Origin of the sequence: Vulgatibacter sp. (genome assembly GCF_041687135.1) — a bacterium.
GTDB lineage: Bacteria > Myxococcota > Myxococcia > Myxococcales > Vulgatibacteraceae > JAWLCN01.
This window is the reverse complement of the sequence record NZ_JAWLCN010000008.1, coordinates 1-22,196: the sequence shown is the minus strand read 5'-3', so window position 1 is coordinate 22,196 and position 22,196 is coordinate 1. Positions and strand designations below refer to the sequence as shown.

The following is a 22,196-nucleotide window of genomic DNA, read 5'->3' as shown; positions in this document are numbered from 1 at the left end:
GATGCGCGCCTTCGAAACGGGCGACGCCGCCGGGAGATGACACATGCGTTTCGAGTTGAGCGACATCCAGCAGATGCTGCGCGATACCTGCCGCGAGTTCGCGGCGCGGGAGCTCACCCCCAACGCGCGCCGCTGGGACGAGGAGCACCACTTCCCCACCGAGGCGGTGAAGCAGATGGCCGAGCTCGGCTTGCTCGGCATCGCCGTGCCGGAGGAGTGGGGTGGTGCCGGCGCCGACTACGTCGGCTACGCGATCGCGATGGAGGAGATCAGCCGCGGCTGCGCCTCCACCGGCGTGATCATGAGCGTGAACAACTCGCTCTACTGCGACCCGGTGATGAAGTTCGGCACGGACGCGCAGAAGGAGCGTTTCCTCGCGCCCTACGCCCGTGGCGAGAAGCTCGGCTGCTTCGGCCTCACCGAGCCCGAGGCCGGCTCCGACGCGGCAGCGCAGAAGACCGTCGCGGTGCGCGAGGGCGACGAGTACGTGATCACCGGTTCGAAGAACTGGATCACCAACGGGCCCCAGGCCGACGCCATCGTCCTCTTCACCATCACCGACCGGTCGAAGGGCAACAAGGGGATCACCGCCTTCCTGGTGGACCTCGACGCCCCCGGCGTCACCCGGGCGCCGCCCGATCGCAAGCTCGGCATCACCGCCTCCGGCTCCTGCTCGCTCTTCTTCGATCAGGTCCGGGTGCCGGTGGCCCAGCGGCTGGGCAACGAGGGCGACGGCTTCAAGGTGGCGATGAGCACCCTCGACGGCGGACGCATCGGCATCGCCGCGCAGGCCCTCGGCATCGCCCGGGCCGCTTACGAGGAGGCGCTCGCCTATTCGAAGGAGCGCAAGACCTTCGACCGGCCGATCGCGAACCACCAGGCGATCCAGTTCATGCTCGCCGACATGGCCACCGAGCTCGACGCAGCCCGCCTGCTGGTGCACCGCGCCGCGGCGCTCAAGGACGCCGGTGTCCGCCACAGCGCCGAGTCCTCGATGGCGAAGCTCTACGCCTCGGAGATGAGCCACCGGGTCACCCACAAGGCGATCCAGATCCACGGCGGCTACGGCTATTCGAAGGAGTTCGACGCGGAGCGCCACTACCGCGATGCCCGGATCACCGAGATCTACGAGGGCACCAGCGAGATCCAGCGGATCGTCATCTCCAACGCTCTCTTGAAGGGCTAGTCCGATGCGGCTCCGCCTGCTCGCCATCCTCCTCGGCCTCGCCGCTCCGTTCTCCGCAGCGGCGCAGCAGCCCGCGACGCCGCCGGCTCCGGCGCCGGCACCGGCGAAGAAGCCGGACGTCCGGGACCAGCCCTTCAGCAGGGAGGCGGTGCTCGCCGTCGTCTCCTCGCACCGCGACCAGATCCAGAAGTGCTACGAGGACGCGATGGCCCAGCGCGGCGCCACCGGCAAGTCGGCGCCGAAGGGCCGGGTGGTGATCGCCTGGAGCATCACCGAGGAGGGCCTCGCTGCAGAGGTCCGGGTGAAGCGCACCGAGATCAAGGACGAGCTGGTCACCGACTGCATGGTGGAGGCGATCCGCTTCTGGGAATTCCCGCGCCCGAAGGCGAGGCAGCCGGTGGAGTTCCCCTTCGATCTGCAGCCGTCGAGCGCCCCTGCCGGCGGCAAGAAGGACCGCAACTAGATGGACTTCAAGCCGAACGAGATCCAGACGGCGGTGCGCGACGCCGCCCGCCGCTACGCGCAGGAGCGGCTGGCGCCAGGCGCCCGCGAGCGCGACCGCAACCACACCTTCCCGAAGGCAGAGCTCCGCGAGATGGCGGAGCTGGGCCTGATGGGCGTCAACGTCCCCGAGGCGTTCGGTGGCGCCGGCGCCGGCACGGTGGCCTATTCGCTGGCGATGACCGAGATCGCCGCCGGCTGCGCCTCCACCGCGGTGACCATGGCGGTCACCAACATGTGTGCGGAGCTCATCTGCAAGGCGGGCAGCGAGGAGCAGAAGAAGCGCTACGTGCCGCACCTCACCTCCGGTGAGTACATGGCCGGCGCCTTCGCGCTCTCGGAGCCGCAGGCCGGCTCCGACCCATCCGCGATGGCCACCTTCGCCGAGAAGCGCGGCAACAAGTGGGTGCTCAACGGCGCGAAGCAGTGGATCACCTCGGGCGCGTACGCCGGCGTGATGGTGGTCTGGGCCCGGACCTCCCGCGAGCCCGGCGCGAAGGGGATCTCCTGCTTCCTCGTCGAGGGCGGGACGAAGGGCCTGCTCGTCGGCAAGGCCGAGGAGAAGATGGGGCTCAAGGCCTCCAACACCGTGCCGCTCACCTTCGAGGATTGCGAGATCCCCGAGGAGAACCTGATGGGCCAGGTGGGGGAGGGCTTCAAGTGGGCGATGGTGGCCCTCGACGGCGGCCGGATCGGCATCGCCTCGCAGGCCCTCGGCATCGGCCGCGCCGCCCTCGAGGCGGCGACCGCCTACGCGAAGGATCGCAAGGCCTTCGGCCAGCCCATCGGCAACTTCCAGGGGGTGAGCTTCAAGCTCGCCGACATGAAGACCGAGCTCGACGCGGCGCAGCTGCTGGCGCTGCGCGCCGCCTGGCTGAAGGAAGAGGGCAGGCCCTTCACCCGCGAGGCGTCGATGGCCAAGCTCTTCGCCTCCGAGGCAGCCAACCGGGCCGTTTCCGAGGCGGTGCAGATCCACGGAGGATACGGCTACGTCGACGAGTTCCCGGTGGAGCGGCACCTGCGCGACGCGCGGGTGACCACGATCTACGAAGGGACGAGCGAGATCCAGCGCCTGGTGATCGCGCGGGAGATCCTGCGCGAGGGCGCACGCTGAAGAACGAAGGACGGGGACCATCGATGAAGAACGGCAAGTCCGACGCGAAGAAGCGCGCCAGGGGCGCAACGGCCACGAAGAGCGCCACCCGCACCGCCGGCACCAAGGCTGCCCCGCGCAAGGTCGCAGGACGCACCGCCACCAGGGCGGCTCCCGCTGCGAAGAAGGCGCCTGCGAAGAAGGCGGCGCCTGCGAAGACGGCCGTGGCGGTGAAGAAGGTCGCCGCGGTCAAGAAGGTCGCAGCCGCGAAGAAGCCGGCGACCGCCCGCAAGGCAGCTGTCGCTGCGCCTGTGAAGAAGGCGGCGCCTGCGAAGAAGCCCGCCGCTGCGCCGAAGAAGCCGGCAGCAGGGAAGGCCACCGCCCGCAAGGTCGTGGGCACGGTGAAGCAGGCGGTCCGCAAGGCTGCCACCGCAGCGAAGGCCGGCGTGAAGTCGGCAGCGCGCAAGGCGCCGAAGAAGCAGGCGAAGGCGAAGGCCCAGCCCACCTACGACAAGGCGAGCCTCAAGAAGATCGCCGCGGCGAAGAAGAAGTGGGAGCAGCAGGAGCTCGGCAAGTCGCTGGCGAAGATGCCCCTTCGCAAGCCCGCGTACGTGACCGACTCCGGCGTGCCGATCCCCGACCTGCTCACGCCCGCCGATCGCACCGGTGAGGACTACCTCCGCGACATCGGCTTCCCGGGCCAATATCCCTACACCCGCGGCCCCCAGCCGACGATGTACCGCGCCCGCCACTGGACCATGCGCCAGTTCGCCGGCTTCGGCACGCCCGAGGATACGAACAAGCGGTTCAAATACCTGCTCTCGCAGGGCATGACCGGCCTCTCCACCGCCTTCGACATGCCGGCGCTGATGGGCTACGACGCCGATCACCCGATGAGCCGCGGCGAGGTGGGCAAGGAAGGCGTGGCGGCTTCGTCGCTCGCCGACTTCGAGATCCTCTACAAGGACATCCCCCTCGACAAGGTCACCACCTCGATGACCATCAACGCGAGCGCCATCTACGCGCTCGCCTGCTACGTGGTCACCGGCGAGAAGATGGGCGTGCCCCCCGAGAAGCTCGGCGGCACCATCCAGGCGGACATCCTCAAGGAGTACATCGCGCAGAAGGAGTGGATCGTTCCGCCCCGTCCCGCGGTCCGCATCGTCATCGACATGATCGAGTGGTGCTCGCAGCACATGCCCCGCTGGAACCCGATCTCGATCTCCGGCTACCACATCCGCGAGGCAGGGGCGACGGCGGTGCAGGAAGCAGCCTTCACCCTCGCCGACGGCCTCGGCTACGTCGAGGAGTGCGTGAAGCGCGGCATGAACGTCGACGACTTCGCGCCCCGGCTCTCCTTCTTCTGGGACGTGCACAACGACTTCTTCGAGGAGGTCGCCAAATTCCGCGCCGCCCGCCGGATCTGGGCCCGGAAGATGAAGGAGAAGTTCGGCGCGAAGGATCCGCGCTCGTGGATGCTGCGCACCCACGCGCAGACCGCCGGCGTCTCGCTCACCGCGCAGCAGCCCTACAACAACGTGGTCCGCGTGGCGCTGCAGGCCTTCGCTGCGGTCTGCGGCGGCACCCAGTCGCTCCACACCAACTCGCTCGACGAGACCTACGCGCTGCCCACCGAGAACGCGGTGACGATCGCGCTGCGCACGCAGCAGATCATCGCCCACGAGTCGGGTGCCGAGCGCGTGGTCGATCCCCTCGGCGGCTCGTACTACATCGAGTATCTCACCGACGAGATGGAGAAGCGGATCCTCGAGTACATCGATCGCATCGACGAGATGGGCGGCATCATCCGCGCGGTCGAGGAGGGCTACCCGCAGAAGGAGATCGCCGAGTCGGCCTTCCGGCACCAGAAGGAGGTCGAGGCGAACGACCGCTACATCGTCGGCGTCAACGCCTGCGTCTCCGAGAACCGGGACGACATCGAGCTGCTCAAGGTCCACGACGAGCTCGCCAACGAGCAGATCGCGCGGCTGCAGGAGCTCAAGGCGTCCCGCGACGCAGCCGCGGTGGAGAAGGCCCTCGCCAACGTGGAGCAGGCCGCCCGCGACGGCGTGAACCTGATGCCCTCGGTCCTCGACGCGGTGCGCGCCTACGCCACCCTCGGCGAGGTCTGCGACGTCTTCCGCAAGGTCTTCGGCACCTACCGCGAAGTCGGTCGCTTCTAGCGGCCAGCGGCCGAACGACACGAAATGGGGCGGTCCGGCGCAGCCGGTACCGCCCCTTCTCTTTGGGCGATCGCGCGCTGCGAAACCGGGGCGGGCGCCACCCCTCCTGCCGGGGGGGGGGGCGCCTCTTCGGGAATCGTCGGTGGCGCCCCGGCGGTTCCCCGGTGTTTCCAGCGCTTTCCCCCACGCAACGGGGCGCCGGCCTGGAGCATCGAAGCCGCACCCATCGTGAAATGGTCGGGTGGGTGCAAGTGCGTCGGTGGGCAGGGGGGATCCCGATGGGAACGGGACGTGCCAATCTGGTTCGGGTGGGGATGGATCGCGAGAGCTTCGAGCCACGTGTCCGCGGCCACCTGGTCCGCGTGCTCCGGGCGGCGCTTGCAGGCGCCGGTGGCCTCGAGGCGGCTGCGGCGCGCCTGCAGCAGCGGGAGGCGTCGAATCTCCTCACCGACCGCATCGCCGACGGTGATTGGTTTCCGATCAGCGCCTTCGCCGTGATGCTCGAGGAGCTCGAGGCGCGGGTCGGCATCGCGGCGGTCGAAGCGATGGCGGCGACCGCCGCCTCGTCGATCCTCCCGAAGGATTACGCCGCCACCTCGTCGGTGGAGCGCCTCGTCGCCACGGCCACCGCCGCCTACCGCGAGGTGAACGATCGCGGCAAGCTGGTGGTCGACGTGGAGGAGGGCCGCGCGGCGGTTCGCTTCGTCGGTTTTCCCTCCGGGGGCGGGGCGCTCTGTCGCTTCCGCGCAGCGGCGATTCGCGGCGTCTTCCGCGTCGCCGGCGCGCAGGATGCTTCCTGCTCCGAGGCGAGTTGCATCGATGGAGGCGGCGCGTTCTGCGAGTTCCGGGTGCGCTGGACGCCGAACGGGCGCCGCTGACTCCATCGACCGTGCGTGTTTGCAAGCGGTTGATCTCCCGGCGCTACTCGGGCAAAAAGCGGCGGCCAGCGAACTTGGCGAAGGGTAGCGCCGGGGATAGAGTCCGCCCCGAACTGCCGTCGCGACAACGGAGACGACCCCATGGCTGAAGCCCGCAAGATTCGCATTCTCGTTGCCAAGCCCGGCCTCGACGGCCACGACCGCGGCGCCAAGATCATCGCCCGCGCGCTCCGCGACGCAGGCTTCGAGGTGATCTACACGGGCCTGCACCAGACCCCGGAGATGATCGTCGCCGCCGCCGTCCAGGAGGACGTGGATGCGGTGGGACTGTCGATCATGTCGGGCGCCCACATGACTCTCGCCCCCGCGGTGATCGACCTGCTCAAGAGCCAGGGCGCCGACGACATCGCCGTGTTCCTCGGTGGGATCATCCCCGGCGACGACATCCCGAAGGTCAAGGAGGCAGGCGTCCGTGAGGTCTTCCTCCCCGGTACCTCGACCGAGAAGGTGATCTCCTGGGTGCGCGAGAACATCGCGCCCCGCGCCGAGGCCGCCTAGATGCTCGAGGCGCTGCCGAAGGCGGTCTCCGTCTACGAGGTGGGACCCCGGGACGGCCTGCAGAACGAGGCCGCCGTCGTTCCCACCGAGGGAAAGCTCCGGCTGATCGAGGCGCTGGCAGATGCGGGCCTGCGCCGGATCGAGATCACCTCCTTCGTCTCGCCGAAGTGGATCCCGCCCCTCGCCGATTCGGCGGAGGTGGCGGCGCGCGTCCGCCGCCGGGAAGGCACGATCTTCTCGGCGCTCGTTCCCAACGCCAAAGGGCTCGAGGGAGCGAGGGCCGCCGGAATGCAGGAGGTGGCGGTCTTCCTCTCTGCCTCCGAGACCCACAACAAGAAGAACGTGAACAAGACCATCGCCGAGACGCTGCAGGCGTTCGAGGCGGTGGTGGGTCCCGCCCGCGAGGCGGGGATGCGCGTTCGCGGGTACGTCTCCACGGTGTGGGGCTGCCCCTACGAAGGCGCGGTCGATCCGAAGCGCGCCCGAAAGATCGCCGAGCAGCTGATCGGGATGGGCTGCTACCAGGTCTCCCTCGGCGACACCATCGGCGTGGGCACCCCGGGGCAGACCGAACGGATCGTCGACCTCATGCTCGAACGCATCGCCCCGGAGGCGCTCGCGCTCCACTTCCACGACACCCGTGGCACCGCCCTCGCCAACGCGCTGGTGGGGATCGCGAAGGGGATCACCACCCTCGACGCCAGCATCGGCGGCCTGGGCGGCTGCCCCTACGCGCCCGGTGCGTCGGGGAACCTCGCCACCGAGGATCTCGTGTACATGCTCGACGGGCTCGGCGTGGCGCACGGGATCGATCTCGAGAAGCTGGTCGCCGCCGGGGAGCTCGCGCAGCAGCTGGTGGCCCACGAGCTGCCCGGGCGCTACCTCAAGGCGCGCCTCGCCGAGAAGCGGAAGGCGGCGACGGTCTGATCGTCCGTGGTGCGGGCGCGATGGCGCCCGCCCGTCCCGCGTCCTCGCACGGCCCCTGCGCGATGCGCAGATCGACCGCATGGGCGCCGGCAACAAGCGGGAACACTGGTCGACCAAAACCTTCCTGCTCCTCTTCGGCTTCACGTTGGCGGTGCTGATCTGGATCAGCTCGCCCTTCATGGTGGCGCTGATCCTCTCCGCCGCTGCAGCCGTGCTGCTCTCCGGCGTGAACGAGTGGCTGGTGGCGCGCCTGGGCGGCAGGCGAGGACCGGCAGCGCTGATCATGAGCTTCGGCACGCTCTTCGTGCTCCTCGTCCCCCTGGTCGTGATCACGGTGATCCTGGTGCAGGCCGCGGTGCCGCTCTTCGGCGCGGTAAGCCGGGCGGTGGCATCGGGCAGGCTCGACGACATGGTCCTCGAGCGCGTGCCCGCGAGCCTGCGGGAACGCCTCGCCGAGTTGCCGGTGGAGCAGGTCCAGGAAGCGGTGGGGCAGGGGCTCTCCGCGCTGGCTGCCGGGCTCGCCTCGTTTGCCGCGAGCGTCCCGGGGCTGGCGGCGCAGCTCGGCGTGCAGGGCACGATCACCCTGATGGCGCTCTACTACTTCTTCTCCAGGGGCCCGCGGGTGGGCCAGGCGATCGTCGAGGCGATGCCGATGGAGAAGCGCTACACCCGGAACCTGCTCGATACGATTCGGCTCTCGATCCAGACCGTCTTCGGCGCGAGCTTCGTCACCGCCCTCTTCCAGTTCGCCCTGGCCTGGCCGGTCTTCGCCATCGTTCGCGCGCCCTATCCCCTGGCGCTGGCAGGCGTGCTCGCCTTTTTCTCGTTCATCTTCTCGCTGGTGCCGATGCTCGGCTCCGGTCTCGTCACCGTGCCGCTGGCTGGCTACCTCTTCCTCGTGGGTCGGCCCATCGCCGGCCTCGCGATCCTCGCCTTCGCGATCTTCGTGATCGGCTCGGTCGACAACGTGGTGAAGCCCCTCTACACCAAGGGCAAGCTCCAGCTGCCGCCGCTGGTGGTCTTCGTCACGCTCTTCGGCGGCATCGCGATCTTCGGCGCGGTGGGCGCGCTGGTGGGGCCGCTGGTCGCAGCGGTCGCAGCCGCCTTCCACCGGATCTGGACCACCGATTTCCTCACCGACGTCGAGCCGCGGCCCGAGATCGTGGAGCGCAAGGATCTCGCGGAAGGGAAGCGCCGCCGCTTTCCGCGGCTCCGTCGCAAGCCCCCGGAGCAGCAGCCGCCTGCAGGGCCGCCGGATGCAGGGCCGCCGACCCTGCACTGACGGCGTTGCGGCAGCGGTGCCGATGGGGCAGAAGGGCTCTCCCAACCACGAGAGGAGAGCGAGAGATGGCCAACTTCCGGGTGGAGTCGCGAGCTGACGGTGCGGTCGAGGTGTGGACGATCGACGCGGAGGCCAACCGCAACGCGATCTCCCGCGCCATGCGCGCGGAGCTCGAGGCGCTCGTCGTGGCCGCCAGGGAGAAGCGTGGGCTGCGGGCGGTGGTGCTCACCGGCGCGGGCAACAAGGCCTTCTGCGCCGGCGCCGATCTCAAGGAGCGGGCCACGATGAACGAGGAGGAGGTGCGCGCCTTCCTCCACGATCTCCGCAGGACCCTGCGGCAGCTCGAGCTCTCGCCGAAGATCTTCGTCGCCGCGATCAACGGCGCCGCCTTCGGCGGCGGCACCGAGCTCTCCCTCGCCTGCGACCTGCGGGTGATCGCGCCCCACGCCGAGATGGCGCTGACCGAGACCCGCCTCGCGATCATCCCCGGCGGCGGCGGCACCCAGCGCCTGCCGCGGCTGGTGGGCGTCGGCGTGGCCAAGGACCTGATCCTCACCGGCAGGCGGGTGGGGCCGGAGGAGGCGCTGCGCCTCGGCCTGGTCAACCGGGTGGCGCCGGATGCCGACGTGGTGGCCCACGCCGTCGCCCTCGCCGAGGAGATCGCCGCCGGCGGTCCCGTCGCCCTCGCAGCGGCGAAGGCGGCGATCCAGGAGGGGATGGAGCTCGGGATCGATTCGGCCCTCGAGCTCGAGTACCAGAAGTACCAGATGGTGATCCCGACGAAGGATCGCCTCGAGGGCCTCGCCGCCTTCCGCGAGAAGCGCAAGCCCGCCTACAAGGGCGAGTGATCGGGGCCTACTCGCAAGCTGCGGTGGTGGCGGTGCCGGAGAGGGCGAGGGAGGCGGTCTCGCCGTCTCCCGCCTCGACCTCGAGCGCGCCGGCGAAGGCGCCCTCCTGCGTCGGGATCCAGGTGATCGGCACCTCGATCTGGGCGCCGCGCGCCAGCGTGAGGGGCAGGGCGGGCAGCAGCGCCGCGAGCCCTTCCCCCTCGAGGCCGATCGCCGCCAGCTGGAGCGGCGCGTCGCAGACGTTGATCACCGCCACCGTCCGCTCTGGCGAGGTGCAGCCCACGCCCATCGCGTCGAAGTCGAGGGCGTCGGGGGCGAGGAGGAGGCACGGCTCGGGCTCGACGGGGGCCATGACGAGCTCCCGGTAGACACCGTTGAAGGTGGCCCAGACCGCCGCGACCGGTTCCTCGAACGCCGGCGCCTCGGCGGTGAGGCGCACCGCGACCCTGTGCTCTTCCCCCGCGGGTACGTCGAAATCCGCCGGGGCCTCGGACGAGGCGAAGTCCGCCACACCGAAATCCCGCACCTCGCACCCCCGCCGGTTCCCGCGGATGGCGAACTCTACCGTCGCGGTGCGGCCCGGCGAGAAGATGCCGAAGCGCAGGGAGTCGGGGGTGAAGCCGCAGGTGTCCGTCTCCCCGCCGCTCCCTGCAGGCGGGAGCTGGGCAACGTGCAGCTCGGCGATCCGGTCCAGGGTGGCCGCCGGAACCTCGGCGGCAGGCAGCTCGGGAACCCAGGCCGCCCGGTCACCTTCCACCACGCCCGGCGCGGCGCCGCCGCAGCCAGCCAGGACCCCACCGATCGCCATGCAGAGGAGCTTGCGCATCGTCGTACCTCCTGCCTCCTCCATGTGACCACGAGCGGCGCCCGATCACACGTGCGGTTCAGTTCCGGGCGAAGGTGGTGGTGCGGAGGTCCTCCACCTCGATCCGCTGCTTCTCGCCCTGGACGGTGAGCTCGCTCTCCATGGTGCGCACCTTGCGCATCCGCCAGGGGCGGAGGCCGTCGGGCTCCGCCACGAGCTCGAAGCGATCCTGGATCTCGATCGGCCCGGGCTCCGCCCCGGCCGGCAGCGCTGCGAAGAGCTGGGCCATCATCTGCCGGGCCTGGGCGAGCTCCGCCTCGGACGGCGCCGAGGTGAGCTCGAGCCGGACGCATCGGGCCTCCTCCTCGCCCTCGGTGCAGGGGATCCGCCCGGTGGCCGCGTACGCATGGGCGGGATCCTCCGACTGGTACCAGCGCCCGAGCTCCAGCGTCTTGCCGTGCCATGCGCCGACCTCCAGGTAGAAATCGGAGGCGGCGTGGGTGGCGAGCATCTCCGGATCGCTCACCTGCTCGATCACCGCGCGGAGCTGCTCACGGGCCTGCGGCGGCAGCCCCTCGACCTGCGGCTGCTCCTCGAACCAGGCGAGGAGGCCTGCCTGCAACTCGTCGAGGCCGCGGAAGGCGACGATCTCCGCATCGGGCGAGACCACCATCTGGAAGCGCTCGGCAGCCTGGGCGCCGAGCTCGTGGAGCACCGGCGGTCCGTAGTCGCTCTCCACCCGCACGTTCTCCGCACCGTAGGCGACGCCCTCGGGGACCTCGAGAGCGGTGCCGGTGTACCGGGTGGTGGTGCGCTGCACCTGCTCGTTCCCGCCGGCGCGGATGGTGCGGATGCGCTCGGAGTGCACCTCGGTGGCGCCGGCTTCCGGGCGGAAGCGGAGCTCCACCGTCTCCTCGGCGGCGGGAGCTGCCGGGGTGGTGGCGCAGCCGGTGAGGAGCAGGGCGCAAGCGGGGAGGATGATCGTCGGCTTCATCGAGAGAGACCTCGTGCGGAAGATCCGCGCACGGTAACGCACGGCGCCGCTGCCAGCGAGCGCCTCGGTGACACCTTTCGCAGGCAGCGGTGTTCCTCTCGTCGAAGGGCAGCGGCGAAATGAGCCCCTGCCACCGGAGACGACGATGAAGACCTCGACCTGCATCCTTTTCTCGGCAGCGGCGCTCGCCGCCACCTGCCTCGCCGCGCCCGACGCCGGTGCCGAGTCGCTCCGCCTGCACCTCGGTGAAGCGGACGGGAATCGCGCCACCGCCCGCGCCTTCCGCATCGGTCTCGACGGCTACGTCGGCACGGTGCCCGACGCGGCCGGCGGGCACGAGCTGATCGCCCCCGGCTCCCTGCACCTCGCCTTCACCCTCTCCGACCACCTGGCCATCGGTCTCGGCAGCATCGGCGTCGCCAACGCCGACAACGTCGAGGGGGAGCGCTGGGCCATCGGCGCCGGCCCCTTCGTCGAGGGCTTCACCTTCCTCGGCGAGCGGCTCCAGCCCTTCGCGCAGGTGGGTGTGCCGATGCAGTGGCGCTTCGCCGGCGAAGCGGACGACGCCTTCGGCATCGCGCCCTACGCTTCGGCGGGCGCGCGCTACTGGCTCACCGATTGGTTCACCCTCGGCGCGGAGAGCCGCCTCCACGTCGTGGCGAGCGAGGGCTACCTGCTCCAGCGCCGCATCCTGCCGCAGGGCGCGCTCGCCTGGACCGCCGGCCTCAACCTCGACTTCCACTTCTGATCCACACGGCGCGCGACCAAGCGCAGCGCCGGGAGACAAGCCATGATCCTCCGCCTCTTCCCGCTCTTTCCCCTCGCCCTCGCCACCGGCTGCACCTTCAACGTCGAGGCGGTGAGCCGCGAGACCCACGCCCGCTACGACGGCGACGGCTACTCCACCTTCCGCGCGCACCTCGGCCACCTGCCGGACGGCCTGCAGATCCACGGCTGGGACGACGAGACCCTCGAGGCCAGCGCCTCGGTGGCGGGGCTCGTCGCCCCGGGAGACGACGATCTCCTCGAGGACGCCTGGCTCGATCTGGCCCGCTCCGGCAGCAGCCTCTCCCTCGTGCTGCGCGGCATCGGCGATCGAAGCGAGTCGATCTGGTTCGAATGGCTCGATGCCTCGATGCCCCACGCCATCGATCTCGACCTCGAGACCGATACCGCGGACATCACCGTCGGCGGGATGAGCGGCAGGGTGCGCGCCCACACCGATACCGGCGACATCGAGGTGGCGACCTCGGGCCGCCTCGATCTCGAGAGCGACACCGGCCGCATCCGCGCCGCAGGCAGCGGCGGGTCGATCACCACCGACACCGGCGACGTCACCTTGCGCCTGGTGGACGCGGGCTTCGGCGACGTCCGGGTGGAGACCGACACCGGGGACGTGACCGTGCGCGTCCCCGCTGGCGCAGGCTTCGTTCTCGACGTGGAGACGGACACCGGCGAGATCGTCGTCGAGGCGGGCGGCCTCTACCTCCGCGAGGACGATGGCGTCCACGCGGTGGTCGGCGGCGGCGGCCCGCGGATCCGGATCGAGACCGACACCGGCGACGTGCGCATCACCGAGATCCGGTAGACGCGCCCTCCTGCCAGGCGGTGAAGATCGCCACCTCGAGGGTGGTGGGCCCTCCTCCGTCCGCATCGGGGCTGGTCACCCAGGTCGCCGCAGCGCCGCCCTCGCGCAAGAGGATCCTGGCCCAGTAGCGATCGTTGCCGTCGCGGGTCGCCAGCTCCACCGCCGGGCCGAGGGTGCCGTCGTCGGTGCTGCTGCGCACGAAGACCACCCAGTCTCCGTTCTCGTCCCGGCGATCCCAGACGACGGCGAATTCCCCCGAGGCCGAGCGATCGCCGTGGATCCAGGCGACGGTCCCCGCCTCGTCCGCGTCCACGGCGATGGGGGCGTTCCAGCTGCCCCCCCGGTGGACGGCGGCCCAGCCCCAGGTGCGGCCGAGCGCGTCGGCGCTGCGGAAGAGGAGCTGCGCCTCGCCGGCGCTGCCGGCCTGCACCAGCAGCGTCTCCGGTACCACGGCGCCCACCGCCGGATCCGGATGCACGTCCACCTCGTGGATCGCGTCCCATGCGCTCGCCGCCGGTGCGTGCCGGGCCCGGATCCAGGTATCCACCCAAAGCTCGCCCTCCTGCCACGTGACGAACCTGCCGCCGGCGGCGTCGAGGGAGGCCGCGGCCTCGAGCCCGCGGTCCGCATGTCGCTCGGCAGCCTCGTCGAAGGACCAGGCGCCGGTGGCGCGATCCCAGCTGCCGCCCAGGGTGAAGACGCCGTCTTCGCCGGCCCACGCGGCGAGGAGGCGGAAACCCTCCGCCGTTGCGCGGGTCGAGACGCTGGCGAAATCGGGCACGCCCGGGAGCTCGACCGCAGGTCCGAAGGGCGCGCCTGCCGGCGCGACGCGCACCTCGGCGAGGGAGCGCCACTCGTCGTCGATCACCCGCAGCGCGCCCACCACCACCAGCGCGTTGCCGGTGTCGTCCACCTCGAGCCGGCGGAGCCACTGGAGCACCGAGGTTCCGTCGTCGCCTGCCACCACCTCCGGCTCTGCAGACCAGCCGCTGTCGAAGGGCACGGCGGCGTCGTGGCGCATCGCGAGGATGCGCACGGCTTCCCAGTCGTTGGCCTCGTGGAAGACGACGAGGGCGTTGCCGGCGGCGTCGACGTCGATGAGCGGGAAGTTGCCCGCCTGGAAGATCGAGCCGGTGAGATCGAAGAGCTCGCTCCACGCCGCAGCCCCTGCGTCCCAGCGGCGCACGTGGATCGACTGGCCGTGGTTGGTCATCGCCACGTAGACGTTGCCCGCTGCGTCCGCAGCCATCTCGGCCCTGCCGAATTGCGGGGCCGGCGTCGCATCGAAGGGCAGTCCGAGCAGCGCGGGATCGCTCCACGGCGATTCGCAGGTGGTGCCGTCGCCCACCGCTGGCGGCCTGCAGGTGCATTCGTAGCTGCCCACGGTGTTGTGGCAGTCGGCGCCGGGATCGCAGCCGTCGGTCCCCTCGGCGCATTCGTTCACGTCGGCGCACGAGGAGACGCCGTCGCCGACGAATCCCGGCTTGCAGGCGCACGTGTGGCCGCCCGCGGTATTGGTGCAGATCGCGTTGCCGTCGCAGGCATCCGAACCGGCCGCGCACTCGTCGACGTCGACGCAGCGCCTGCCGTCGCCGGTGTAGCCCTCGTTGCACGCGCAGTCGTAGCCGCCCGGGCGGTTGGTGCAGGTGGCGTCGGGGGCACAGGCCGCAGCGCCGCTGCCGCACTCGTCCACGTCGGCGCAGGTCGCGCCGTCGCCTTCCCAGCCCGGGTTGCAGCTGCAGACGCCGCCTTCGCAAGTCGCCTGCGCGTCGCAGGTCACGGCGAGGCAGGGATCATCTGGCACACTCCCGAGCTTCGGCTTCTCGTCCTCCCCGCAGCCACCGAGCGTTGCGGCGATCCCCAGGCACACGACGAGCGAAAAAATGGCTTCCCGCATGGCACCCCCCTGTTTCGATCCCGCGATGGTCCGGGGGATCGAAGCAGCCGGGGTAGTGCGGCTTTTCGCATCTCCCCGAAGCCGGGGAGCGTCGACCTCAGAAGAAGTCGCGGAGCGCCGGCGCCGGCCCGGCGAAGATCGACCGGGCCCGCCTGCGCTCCGTCTCGTCCCCCTCGAGCAGGCCGCTCAACGCGATCGCCTCCGGCGCCATCCAGCCGGAGAAGAGCGGGGCGAGGCCGCGAACGTGGAGCTTGAGGCGGCCCTCGCCGCCGGGGCGCACCCGGCCCACGCCGCCGGCCACCTCGAGGAGGAAGCGGCCGCGGTTCTCGGGCACCACCTCGTCGAAGATCTCGAGGTGGAGCTCGCTCACGAGATCCTCGGGGTAGCCGCGGGAGGCGAGGGCGCCCGCCACGTCGACGATGCGGAGCATCCAGACCGCGGCGAGCTCGACCCGAGCCTTTTGCTCGCGGACCAGGGCGAGGAGCGGATCGGCGGCGGCGCCGTGCCAGGAGACCTGCGCGATCTGGTGGCGGTGGTCGGCGAGGAAGGTGAGGAGCCGGGTCGCCGCCTGCGGCGTGGTCGCCACCAGATCGGTGAGGCGCAGCTCGTTGCCCTCGCCGGCGTGCACCTGCAGGCCGATCACGTAGCCCTCGAGGGCGCCGCTCGTGCCCACCACGCCGGTGCCGGCGGTGGCCTGGCCGCCAGGGTGGAAGACCCGTTCCCAGAGGTAGCCGGATCGATCGATCCCGCCGTTGCCGGCGCGAAGCGACTGCCGGTGGAGCTCGGCGAGCGCCGGCCGCTCCTCCTCGCCGATCGCGCGGAGGGGCAGGGTGCGGTCCGCGAGATCGAGGTGGGCGGGATCGACGCGGATCCGCCAGCGGCCGCCTGCGCCCTCGAAGCCGGCCCGCCGGTAGAGCGGCTGGGTGGCGGGGTAGAGCGCCGCCAGGGGAATGCCCCTGCCGTGGAGCTCCTGCACCGCCGCCCGCATCAACGCGGTGCCGGCGCCCCTGCCGCGGCTCCGGGCGTCGGAGGCGACGCCGGCGATGCCGGCGCAGGGGATCCGTCTGCCGCCGAAGTACTGGCCGAAGTCGGGGAGGAGGGAGAGGCCCGCCACCGGCGTGCTGCCCTCGTGGAGCACGCGGACGTTCTGCAGGCCGACCTTGTCGAGCCAGCGCCGTTCCTCCTCGGCGGGGACGGCGAAACTCTCGGCGGTGAACCGGACCAGCCGGTCGAGATCCGCTGCTGCTTCGACCGGTCCGTAACGGAGCTGCGCGCTCATCTCGAGACTCTCCCCACGCGAAGAAGGCGCCGATGGTGCCAGCGCGAAGTACGGCCGGCAACACTGGAGCCGCAGGATGACGCAGGGCGCCAAAGTGCCCGCAATTCCTAGGGTTGACTTGCACCGGAGGGGTAGGCAAAAAACCTGCCTTCCCTGGAGGTACCGCAGCGATGAGCGTCGACCCGACTCGTGTGCCCGCACCGACCCACCCGGATCAGGAGCTCGAGGATCTCGAGAACCGCGTCCGGCAGGGCGGCGCGCCCAAGTACCACGCCAAGAATGCCGAAGTCGGCAAGCTCTTCGCTCGCGAGCGGATCCGCCTGCTGGTCGACGAGGGCTCCTTCGTCGAGGACGGCCTCTTCGCCAATTGCCTCGACCCCGAGCTCCCCGCCGACGGCGTGATCACCGGCACCGCGAAGATCGCCGGGCGCACGGTGGCGATCATGGCCAACGACTCCACCGTCAAGGCGGGCTCGTGGGGCGCGCGCACGGTGGAGAAGATCCTCCGGATCCAGGAGACCGCCAGGAGCCTCCTCTGCCCGATGCTCTACCTGGTGGACTCCGCCGGCGCCCGCATCACCGATCAGGTCGAGATGTTCCCGGGCCGCCGCGGCGCCGGCCGCATCTTCCTCAACGAGGTGGAGCTCTCCGGCATGGTGCCGCAGGTCTGCCTCCTCTTCGGCCCCTCCGCCGCAGGTGGCGCCTACATCCCCGCGTTCTGCGACGTGGTGGTGATGGTCGACGGCAACGCCTCGATGTACCTGGGTTCGCCGCGCATGGCCGAGATGGTGATCGGCGAGAAGGTCACCCTCGAGGAGATGGGCGGCGCGAAGATGCACTGCTCCGTCTCCGGCTGCGGCGACGTGCTGGTCAAGACCGAGCAGGAAGCGATCGAGTGGTGCCAGAAGTACCTCTCGTTCTTCCCCCGCAACTGCGGCGAGCAGCCGCCCCACGCCGAGGCGAAGCCGCCGAAGGCCTCTGGCAAGCGGATCGACGAGATCATCCCCGCCGATCAGAACAAGCCCTTCAACATCAAGCGCCTCATCGAGGAGCTGGTGGACGAGGACTCGTTCCACGAGATCAAGAAGCTCTTCGCCCAGGAGATGGTGACCGGCCTCGCCCGGATCGGCGGCCGCGCCGTGGGCATCGTCGCCAACCAGCCCCAGTACAAGGGCGGCGTGCTCTTCGTCGACTCCGCCGACAAGGCGGCGCGCTTCATCCAGCTCTGCGACGCCTTCAACATCCCGCTGCTCTACCTGGCGGACGTGCCCGGCTTCATGATCGGGACCAGGGTCGAGCGGGCCGGCATCATCCGCGCCGGCGCGAAGATGATCTCGGCGGTCTCCGAGGCCACCGTGCCCAAGATCAGCGTCGTGGTCCGCAAGGCCTACGGCGCCGGCCTCTACGCGATGAGCGGCCCGGGCTTCGCCCCGGACTGCACCCTCGCGCTGCCGCAGGCGATGATCGCGGTGATGGGGCCGGAGGCTGCGGTCAACGCGGTCTACTTCAACAAGATCCAGCAGAAGCCCGAGGCCGAGCGGGCCGCCTACGTGCAGCAGCTCCGCGAGGAGTACAAGGCGGACATCGACATCCACAAGCTCGCCAGCGAGCTGGTGATCGACGCGATCGTCCCCGGCGAACACCTCCGCGCCGAGCTGATCGCGCGCTTCGACCGCTACGCGGAGAAGCGCGTCGAGCGGCCCCGCAAGAAGCACTCGGTCTACCCGGTCTGATCGAAGCGGCGGACAGCCGTCCGCCGCGCCAGGATGAAGAGGCCCCGCGTTCCCCCGCGGGGCCTCGAGCGAACAACGGAAGGCGCGTGGTGGTGGGCCGCGCGCTTCTCCTTCGCCCGGTGCGTGTGCCCGGGCGCTTCCGCGGGAGGAGGCGGTGGCCGAAGGCCGCGCGTCACCTCGCGCTCGAGTCGAACAAGATGGATTTCAACCTTCCCGAAGAGCTGCTGGCCCTGCGCAAGACCGTCCGTGATTTCTGCGAGGCGGAGGTCAAGCCCAACGCCCGCGAGTGGGACGAGACCGAGACCTTCCCGACCGCCGCCGTGCAGAAGCTCGGCGAGCTCGGCCTGCTGGGCATGGCGATCCCCGAGGAGTACGGCGGCGTGGGCCTCTCCGCCCTGGCGATCGCCACGGTGGTGGAGGAGATCGCGCGCTACGACGGATCCCTCGCCCTCACCGTCGCCTCGCACAACGGCCTCTGCACCAACCACATCAAGAACTTCGCCTCCGAGGAGCTGCGGCAGAAGTGGCTGCCGAAGCTCGCCACCGGCGAGGTGATGGGCGCGTGGGGCCTCACCGAGCCCGGCTCGGGCTCCGACGCCGCCGGCCTGATCACCACCGCGGTGCGCAAGGGCGACAAGTGGATCCTCAACGGCGCCAAGATGTGGATCACCCAGGGCACCGTCGGCGGCGTCTACGTGATTCTCGCTTCGACCACGAAGGAGAAGAAGCAGAAGGGGATCACCGCCTTCATCGTCGAGCCGGGGATGCCGGGCTTCAAGCAGGTGCCCATCAAGCACAAGATGGGCATGCGCTCCTCCGACACCGCCGAGCTCATCTTCGAGGACGTCGAGGTGCCGGACTCGAACCGCGTCGGCGAGGTGGACAGCGGCTTCATCGACACCTTGAAGATCCTCGATCGCGGCCGCATCACCATCGGCGCCCTCTCGGTGGGGCTGCTCCGCGGCGCGCTGGAGGAGGCGAAGGCCTACGCCCAGGACCGCAAGGCCTTCGGCCAGCCCATCGCCGACTTCCAGGCGATCCGCTTCATGCTCGCCGACATGCAGACCGAGCTCGACGCCTCGCGGCTCCTGGTGCAGCGCGCCGCCGTCCTCTGCGACGCCGGCAAGCCGTTCACCAAGGAGGCCTCGATGGGCAAGCTCTTCGCCTCCGAGGCGGCGTTCCGCGCCTGCAACAAGGCGATCCAGATCCACGGCGGCTACGGCTACACCAGGGAGTTCCCGGTGGAGCGCTATCTCCGCGACGCCAAGCTGTGCGAGATTGGCGAGGGAACCTCCGAGATCCAGCGGCTCGTCATCGGTCGCGAAATCCTCAAGTAACCCTACCTCGCTCCGGTCGTCGGGTGTGGGTATGGGGAGAGCCTCTTCCGTGCCCGCACACCAGCCGCAGAACCGACTCAACGAGATTGCCCAGCGCCGCCTCGCAGCGCTGGGCGTGCCCACCCGCCTCGCAGCCGACGGTGCGACCCTCGAGGGCGAGCTGGCGGGAACGGTTCGGAACCCGCTCGGTGGCAGGGCCATCGAGCGGGTTCGCTTCGTGGTGGAGGGACACGACCGGCTGCGGCCGGTGGCCCCCGCCGCGCTGCAGGGCCTTCCCTCCCAGCCCTTCTTCGACCTCCAGCGTCCCGAGCCGATCCTCGCCAGGCTCGAGGAGGCGCTGCGGGCCAGGGCCGCCGGTGCGCAGGCGGCCTTCGGCGAGATGCGGCGGCTGCGACTCACCAGCGAGCTCGACACCGAGCGGATCCGGGCGGTGGCCCGCCTCGAGATCACCTCCGTCGGCACCGTGGTGATCGAGGGCGACGAGCGGGGCGCCCGGGCGACGCAGGTCCTGCCGCTCCTGGGTGGCAGGCCGCCGGCCTCCCTCGACGTTCCCCTCGACTTCCGCGAACACGAGCACCGGGTGGACCTCGAGCTCGTGCTCTTCGCCCCGGCGGAGAAGGCGCTCAAGGCGCCGGTCGCCGTTCCGCCGCCAGCCGCCACCCCGACGCCGCCGCCGGCGACGCCTGGGCCTGCGGGCCCCTCCACCGGCGTCACCCTGCAGCAGCTCGTGGAGAAGTTCGGACCCGACGCCAGGGTGGGGCCGGGCCTCGCGCTGGTCCGCGACCTCCAGCTCGGCGAGCAGCAGCTCCGCTTCGTGGCGAAGTGGGACGCGGGCCGTGGCTTCCTCGGCCGCTTGAGCGGACAGCAGGGCACGCTCTGGGAGGAGGGCTTCGAGCTCCAGCGCCTGCCCCGGGTCGAGGAACTGGCCGCGGCGAAGCTGGGCGTGGCGGCGCCGCCGCCAGCGCCCGCGCTCGCCTTCACGCTGGGGCCCGCAGCTGCAGCCGCAGCGTTCGGCGGCGGGGAGCTCGTCGCCGGCCAGATGAAGCCGGTGGCAGGCGAGGTCTGGGTGATGAGCATCCTCGTCGAGGCGGACACCGGCAGCGAGATCCGCTACGTGCCCGTGGACATCGACGGGAAGCCCTACGGCACGCCCCGCACGCTGCCCCGCACCGACTTCCTCGCGACCTTCGCGTCGGCAGGGAGCGTGGGCTACCGGCTTCCGGCGATGGTGCTGCAGGTGAGCAATACCCACGTGACCTGGGTGCAGCTCGATCCGAAGCGCCAGCAGGTGGGCCAGCCCAAGAACGGCACCCTGGCGATGTTCGTGCACCACTTCGTGCCGGAAGCGGCTGCGTACTGATCGGGTTGCCAAGGCCACGCGGATCGATAGGATGCCCCGCCCTTCAAGAGCGGGAGTCCTCCGATGGCCAAGGCAGCTCCGATCCGCACCGATTCCCACGAGATCGCAAAGCGCGTCCGCGACGGCGACGTGCGCGCAGCCGCCCGGCTGATGCGCAACCTCGACGACGGCGAGCCTGCGGCGATCGAGACCCTGCGCGCGCTCTTTCCCCACACCGGCAATGCCTACGTGGTCGGGATCACCGGCTCGCCCGGCGCCGGCAAGTCGAGCATCACCGACCGCCTCATCGGCTGGTACCGCAAGCAGGGCAAGACGGTGGGCGTGATCGCCGTCGATCCGACCAGCCCCTTCTCCGGCGGCGCGATCCTCGGCGACCGGATCCGGATGCAGGACCACGCCCTCGACCCGGGCGTCTTCATCCGCTCGCTGGCCACCCGCGGCTCCCTCGGCGGCCTCTCCCGCGCCACCTCGGACATCACCCGGGTGATGGACGCGATGGGCAAGGACGTGATCCTGGTGGAGACGGTCGGCGTCGGCCAGGACGAGATCGACGTGGCTTCGTTGGCCCACACCACGGTGGTGGTGGTGGTCCCCGGCATGGGCGACGACATCCAGGCGATCAAGGCGGGGATCCTCGAGGTCGCCGACGTCTTCACCATCAACAAGTCGGATCGCGAGGGCGCCGACCGCACCGAGCGGGAGCTCCGCTCGATGATCGAGCTGCGGCACGTGACCATGCCGATGGATCACGACAAGCAGCACCGCTTCAGCCCCACCGGCCCCGCGATGGCCCGCAGCGACGACTACAGCTGGGAGCCGCCGATCGTGCGGACCGTCGCCACCCGCAACACCGGCTTCGAAGAGCTCGCAGGGGCGATCGACCGGCACCGCGCCCACCTCGAGGCCCACGGCGGCAGGCTCGCCCGGGAGGCGACCAGGGCCCGGGCGGAGTTCCTCGCAATCCTGAGGGAGCGGCTGGTGAAGAGCGCGCTGGAGCGCCTGGGCCGGGAGCAGGGGGCGCTGGACGAGCTGGCCACCCGGATCGCCCGCAAGGAGACCGATCCCTACGCCCTCGCCGAGGACGTGGCGGCGCGCCTCCGGTAGGTGGGGCATGGGAGTGCGCGGCGTCGCACTAGCCTGCGACGATGGAAGCCGGCGATAATGCCGCCCGGACAACGCCACGGAGCCCCGCGCAGCGGGGCTCACCGGGGGGAAATATGCAGCCCACGCCCGTATCGCAGCAGTCGACGATGACGCAGCCGACCGCAGTACCGACCCAGGACGAGAAGACGATGGCGCTCATCGCGCACTTCGGCGCGCTGATCGCCTGGTTCGTCGCGCCGCTCATCGTCTACCTGGTGAAGAAGGACGAGTCGAAGTACGCGGCGTTCCACGCGCTGCAGGCGCTCTACTTCTCGCTCGCCTGCTCGGCGATCATCTTCTTCACCAGCTTCCTGCTCATCGGCCTCTTCCTCTGGCCGATCCCGATCGTCTTCCACATCATCGCCGGCGTGAAGATCGCAGGCGGCAACCACTACGAGTACCCGGTCTTCGGGAAGATGGCCCGCCAGAAGATCTACGGCGCCTGAACGCAGACCGCCGGCCCGTAGCAAGGAAAGCCTCCCACGCATCGTGGGAGGCTTTCCTGTTTGTGTGCCCAGCATGGGCCTTGGCTAGGGGGTGCAAGTCCTCTGGGAAGCTGGTCGCAGCGACCCACATGAACCGCAAGGCGTCGGTCGCGAGGCTG

20 protein-coding genes are annotated in these 22,196 nt (G+C 70.5%); 16 read left to right on the top strand and 4 right to left on the bottom strand.

The genetic code is table 11. The features are described from left to right. Window positions 1-43 precede the first annotated feature (43 nt). The 9 genes from ACESMR_RS17135 to ACESMR_RS17095 all read left to right on the top strand — a co-directional run bounded on the left by ACESMR_RS17135 (window position 44) and on the right by ACESMR_RS17095 (window position 9,456). Window positions 44-1,186 carry an acyl-CoA dehydrogenase gene (locus tag ACESMR_RS17135; protein ID WP_373048328.1) on the top strand — a complete coding sequence of 381 codons (1,143 nt, stop codon included), beginning with the start codon at window positions 44-46 and terminating at the stop codon, window positions 1,184-1,186. Between the two features lie 4 nt (window positions 1,187-1,190). Beyond that, window positions 1,191-1,649 (top strand): AgmX/PglI C-terminal domain-containing protein, encoded by a 459-nt coding sequence (locus tag ACESMR_RS17130; RefSeq protein ID WP_373048327.1) that lies wholly within the window; start codon window positions 1,191-1,193, stop codon window positions 1,647-1,649. Then, a complete protein-coding gene (locus tag ACESMR_RS17125; RefSeq protein ID WP_373048326.1) occupies window positions 1,650-2,801 on the top strand; it encodes an acyl-CoA dehydrogenase family protein in 1,152 nt (383 codons plus the stop codon). 23 nt (window positions 2,802-2,824) lie between these two features. Further along, on the top strand, window positions 2,825-4,963 hold the full coding sequence (locus ACESMR_RS17120) for a methylmalonyl-CoA mutase (RefSeq protein ID WP_373048325.1): 2,139 nt from the start codon (window positions 2,825-2,827) through the stop codon (window positions 4,961-4,963). Between the two features lie 278 nt (window positions 4,964-5,241). Further along, a complete protein-coding gene (locus ACESMR_RS17115; RefSeq protein WP_373048324.1) occupies window positions 5,242-5,841 on the top strand; it encodes a hypothetical protein in 600 nt (199 codons plus the stop codon). 141 nt (window positions 5,842-5,982) lie between these two features. Then, a complete protein-coding gene (locus ACESMR_RS17110; protein WP_373048323.1) occupies window positions 5,983-6,399 on the top strand; it encodes a cobalamin B12-binding domain-containing protein in 417 nt (138 codons plus the stop codon). Continuing rightward, window positions 6,400-7,326: a hydroxymethylglutaryl-CoA lyase gene (locus ACESMR_RS17105; RefSeq protein ID WP_373048322.1), complete on the top strand. Its 927-nt coding sequence runs from the start codon at window positions 6,400-6,402 to the stop codon at window positions 7,324-7,326. 79 nt (window positions 7,327-7,405) lie between these two features. Then, window positions 7,406-8,608 carry an AI-2E family transporter gene (locus tag ACESMR_RS17100; protein WP_373048321.1) on the top strand — a complete coding sequence of 401 codons (1,203 nt, stop codon included), beginning with the start codon at window positions 7,406-7,408 and terminating at the stop codon, window positions 8,606-8,608. A 65-nt stretch (window positions 8,609-8,673) separates the two neighbouring features. Beyond that, window positions 8,674-9,456 (top strand): enoyl-CoA hydratase-related protein, encoded by a 783-nt coding sequence (locus tag ACESMR_RS17095; RefSeq protein WP_373048320.1) that lies wholly within the window; start codon window positions 8,674-8,676, stop codon window positions 9,454-9,456. Window positions 9,457-9,463: 7 nt separating this feature from the next. Here ACESMR_RS17095 and ACESMR_RS17090 read toward each other — a convergent pair whose 3' ends face one another. After that, a complete protein-coding gene (locus ACESMR_RS17090) occupies window positions 9,464-10,282 on the bottom strand; it encodes a hypothetical protein (RefSeq protein WP_373048319.1) in 819 nt (272 codons plus the stop codon). 58 nt (window positions 10,283-10,340) lie between these two features. Next, window positions 10,341-11,255: a hypothetical protein gene (locus tag ACESMR_RS17085; protein ID WP_373048318.1), complete on the bottom strand. Its 915-nt coding sequence runs from the start codon at window positions 11,253-11,255 to the stop codon at window positions 10,341-10,343. 145 nt (window positions 11,256-11,400) lie between these two features. On the opposite strand from ACESMR_RS17085, the gene ACESMR_RS17080 reads away from it, so the two are divergent. Further along, complete coding sequence (locus ACESMR_RS17080) at window positions 11,401-12,003, top strand: hypothetical protein (RefSeq protein ID WP_373048317.1); 603 nt, start codon at window positions 11,401-11,403, stop codon at window positions 12,001-12,003. A gap of 42 nt (window positions 12,004-12,045) precedes the next feature. After that, window positions 12,046-12,843, top strand: coding sequence for a DUF4097 family beta strand repeat-containing protein (locus ACESMR_RS17075; protein ID WP_373048316.1), 798 nt, complete (start codon window positions 12,046-12,048; stop codon window positions 12,841-12,843). Here ACESMR_RS17075 and ACESMR_RS17070 read toward each other — a convergent pair. Together ACESMR_RS17070 and eis are read right to left on the bottom strand one after the other, a co-directional pair. Then, window positions 12,827-14,740: an EGF domain-containing protein gene (locus tag ACESMR_RS17070; RefSeq protein ID WP_373048315.1), complete on the bottom strand. Its 1,914-nt coding sequence runs from the start codon at window positions 14,738-14,740 to the stop codon at window positions 12,827-12,829. The genes ACESMR_RS17075 and ACESMR_RS17070 overlap by 17 nt on opposite strands. A gap of 97 nt (window positions 14,741-14,837) precedes the next feature. Next, on the bottom strand, window positions 14,838-16,019 hold the full coding sequence (eis, locus tag ACESMR_RS17065; protein ID WP_373048314.1) for an enhanced intracellular survival protein Eis: 1,182 nt from the start codon (window positions 16,017-16,019) through the stop codon (window positions 14,838-14,840). Between the two features lie 170 nt (window positions 16,020-16,189). On the opposite strand from eis, the gene ACESMR_RS17060 reads away from it, so the two are divergent. From ACESMR_RS17060 to ACESMR_RS17040, 5 genes are all read left to right on the top strand, one after another. Beyond that, window positions 16,190-17,752, top strand: coding sequence for an acyl-CoA carboxylase subunit beta (locus ACESMR_RS17060; protein WP_373048313.1), 1,563 nt, complete (start codon window positions 16,190-16,192; stop codon window positions 17,750-17,752). Window positions 17,753-17,949: 197 nt separating this feature from the next. Next, on the top strand, window positions 17,950-19,089 hold the full coding sequence (locus tag ACESMR_RS17055; RefSeq protein WP_373048312.1) for an acyl-CoA dehydrogenase family protein: 1,140 nt from the start codon (window positions 17,950-17,952) through the stop codon (window positions 19,087-19,089). Between the two features lie 49 nt (window positions 19,090-19,138). Further along, on the top strand, window positions 19,139-20,449 hold the full coding sequence (locus tag ACESMR_RS17050) for a hypothetical protein (RefSeq protein ID WP_373048311.1): 1,311 nt from the start codon (window positions 19,139-19,141) through the stop codon (window positions 20,447-20,449). A gap of 63 nt (window positions 20,450-20,512) precedes the next feature. Next, window positions 20,513-21,553 (top strand): methylmalonyl Co-A mutase-associated GTPase MeaB, encoded by a 1,041-nt coding sequence (meaB, locus tag ACESMR_RS17045; protein ID WP_373048310.1) that lies wholly within the window; start codon window positions 20,513-20,515, stop codon window positions 21,551-21,553. A 146-nt stretch (window positions 21,554-21,699) separates the two neighbouring features. After that, entirely contained in the window at window positions 21,700-22,038 is a 339-nt protein-coding gene (locus ACESMR_RS17040; protein WP_373048309.1) for a DUF4870 domain-containing protein, read from the top strand. Window positions 22,039-22,196: the final 158 nt, after the last annotated feature.

What these genes read in the sequence shown, in the direction of transcription:
- ACESMR_RS17135 (WP_373048328.1), top strand. Translation starts at nt 44, where the DNA reads ATGCGTTTCGAGTTGAGCGACATCCAGCAGATGCTGCGCGATACCTGC.
- ACESMR_RS17130 (WP_373048327.1), top strand. Translation starts at nt 1,191, where the DNA reads ATGCGGCTCCGCCTGCTCGCCATCCTCCTCGGCCTCGCCGCTCCGTTC.
- ACESMR_RS17125 (WP_373048326.1), top strand. Translation starts at nt 1,650, where the DNA reads ATGGACTTCAAGCCGAACGAGATCCAGACGGCGGTGCGCGACGCCGCC.
- ACESMR_RS17120 (WP_373048325.1), top strand. Translation starts at nt 2,825, where the DNA reads ATGAAGAACGGCAAGTCCGACGCGAAGAAGCGCGCCAGGGGCGCAACG.
- ACESMR_RS17115 (WP_373048324.1), top strand. Translation starts at nt 5,242, where the DNA reads ATGGGAACGGGACGTGCCAATCTGGTTCGGGTGGGGATGGATCGCGAG.
- ACESMR_RS17110 (WP_373048323.1), top strand. Translation starts at nt 5,983, where the DNA reads ATGGCTGAAGCCCGCAAGATTCGCATTCTCGTTGCCAAGCCCGGCCTC.
- ACESMR_RS17105 (WP_373048322.1), top strand. Translation starts at nt 6,400, where the DNA reads ATGCTCGAGGCGCTGCCGAAGGCGGTCTCCGTCTACGAGGTGGGACCC.
- ACESMR_RS17100 (WP_373048321.1), top strand. Translation starts at nt 7,406, where the DNA reads ATGGGCGCCGGCAACAAGCGGGAACACTGGTCGACCAAAACCTTCCTG.
- ACESMR_RS17095 (WP_373048320.1), top strand. Translation starts at nt 8,674, where the DNA reads ATGGCCAACTTCCGGGTGGAGTCGCGAGCTGACGGTGCGGTCGAGGTG.
- ACESMR_RS17090 (WP_373048319.1), bottom strand. Translation starts at nt 10,282, where the DNA reads ATGCGCAAGCTCCTCTGCATGGCGATCGGTGGGGTCCTGGCTGGCTGC.
- ACESMR_RS17085 (WP_373048318.1), bottom strand. Translation starts at nt 11,255, where the DNA reads ATGAAGCCGACGATCATCCTCCCCGCTTGCGCCCTGCTCCTCACCGGC.
- ACESMR_RS17080 (WP_373048317.1), top strand. Translation starts at nt 11,401, where the DNA reads ATGAAGACCTCGACCTGCATCCTTTTCTCGGCAGCGGCGCTCGCCGCC.
- ACESMR_RS17075 (WP_373048316.1), top strand. Translation starts at nt 12,046, where the DNA reads ATGATCCTCCGCCTCTTCCCGCTCTTTCCCCTCGCCCTCGCCACCGGC.
- ACESMR_RS17070 (WP_373048315.1), bottom strand. Translation starts at nt 14,740, where the DNA reads ATGCGGGAAGCCATTTTTTCGCTCGTCGTGTGCCTGGGGATCGCCGCA.
- eis (WP_373048314.1), bottom strand. Translation starts at nt 16,019, where the DNA reads ATGAGCGCGCAGCTCCGTTACGGACCGGTCGAAGCAGCAGCGGATCTC.
- ACESMR_RS17060 (WP_373048313.1), top strand. Translation starts at nt 16,190, where the DNA reads ATGAGCGTCGACCCGACTCGTGTGCCCGCACCGACCCACCCGGATCAG.
- ACESMR_RS17055 (WP_373048312.1), top strand. Translation starts at nt 17,950, where the DNA reads ATGGATTTCAACCTTCCCGAAGAGCTGCTGGCCCTGCGCAAGACCGTC.
- meaB (WP_373048310.1), top strand. Translation starts at nt 20,513, where the DNA reads ATGGCCAAGGCAGCTCCGATCCGCACCGATTCCCACGAGATCGCAAAG.
- ACESMR_RS17040 (WP_373048309.1), top strand. Translation starts at nt 21,700, where the DNA reads ATGACGCAGCCGACCGCAGTACCGACCCAGGACGAGAAGACGATGGCG.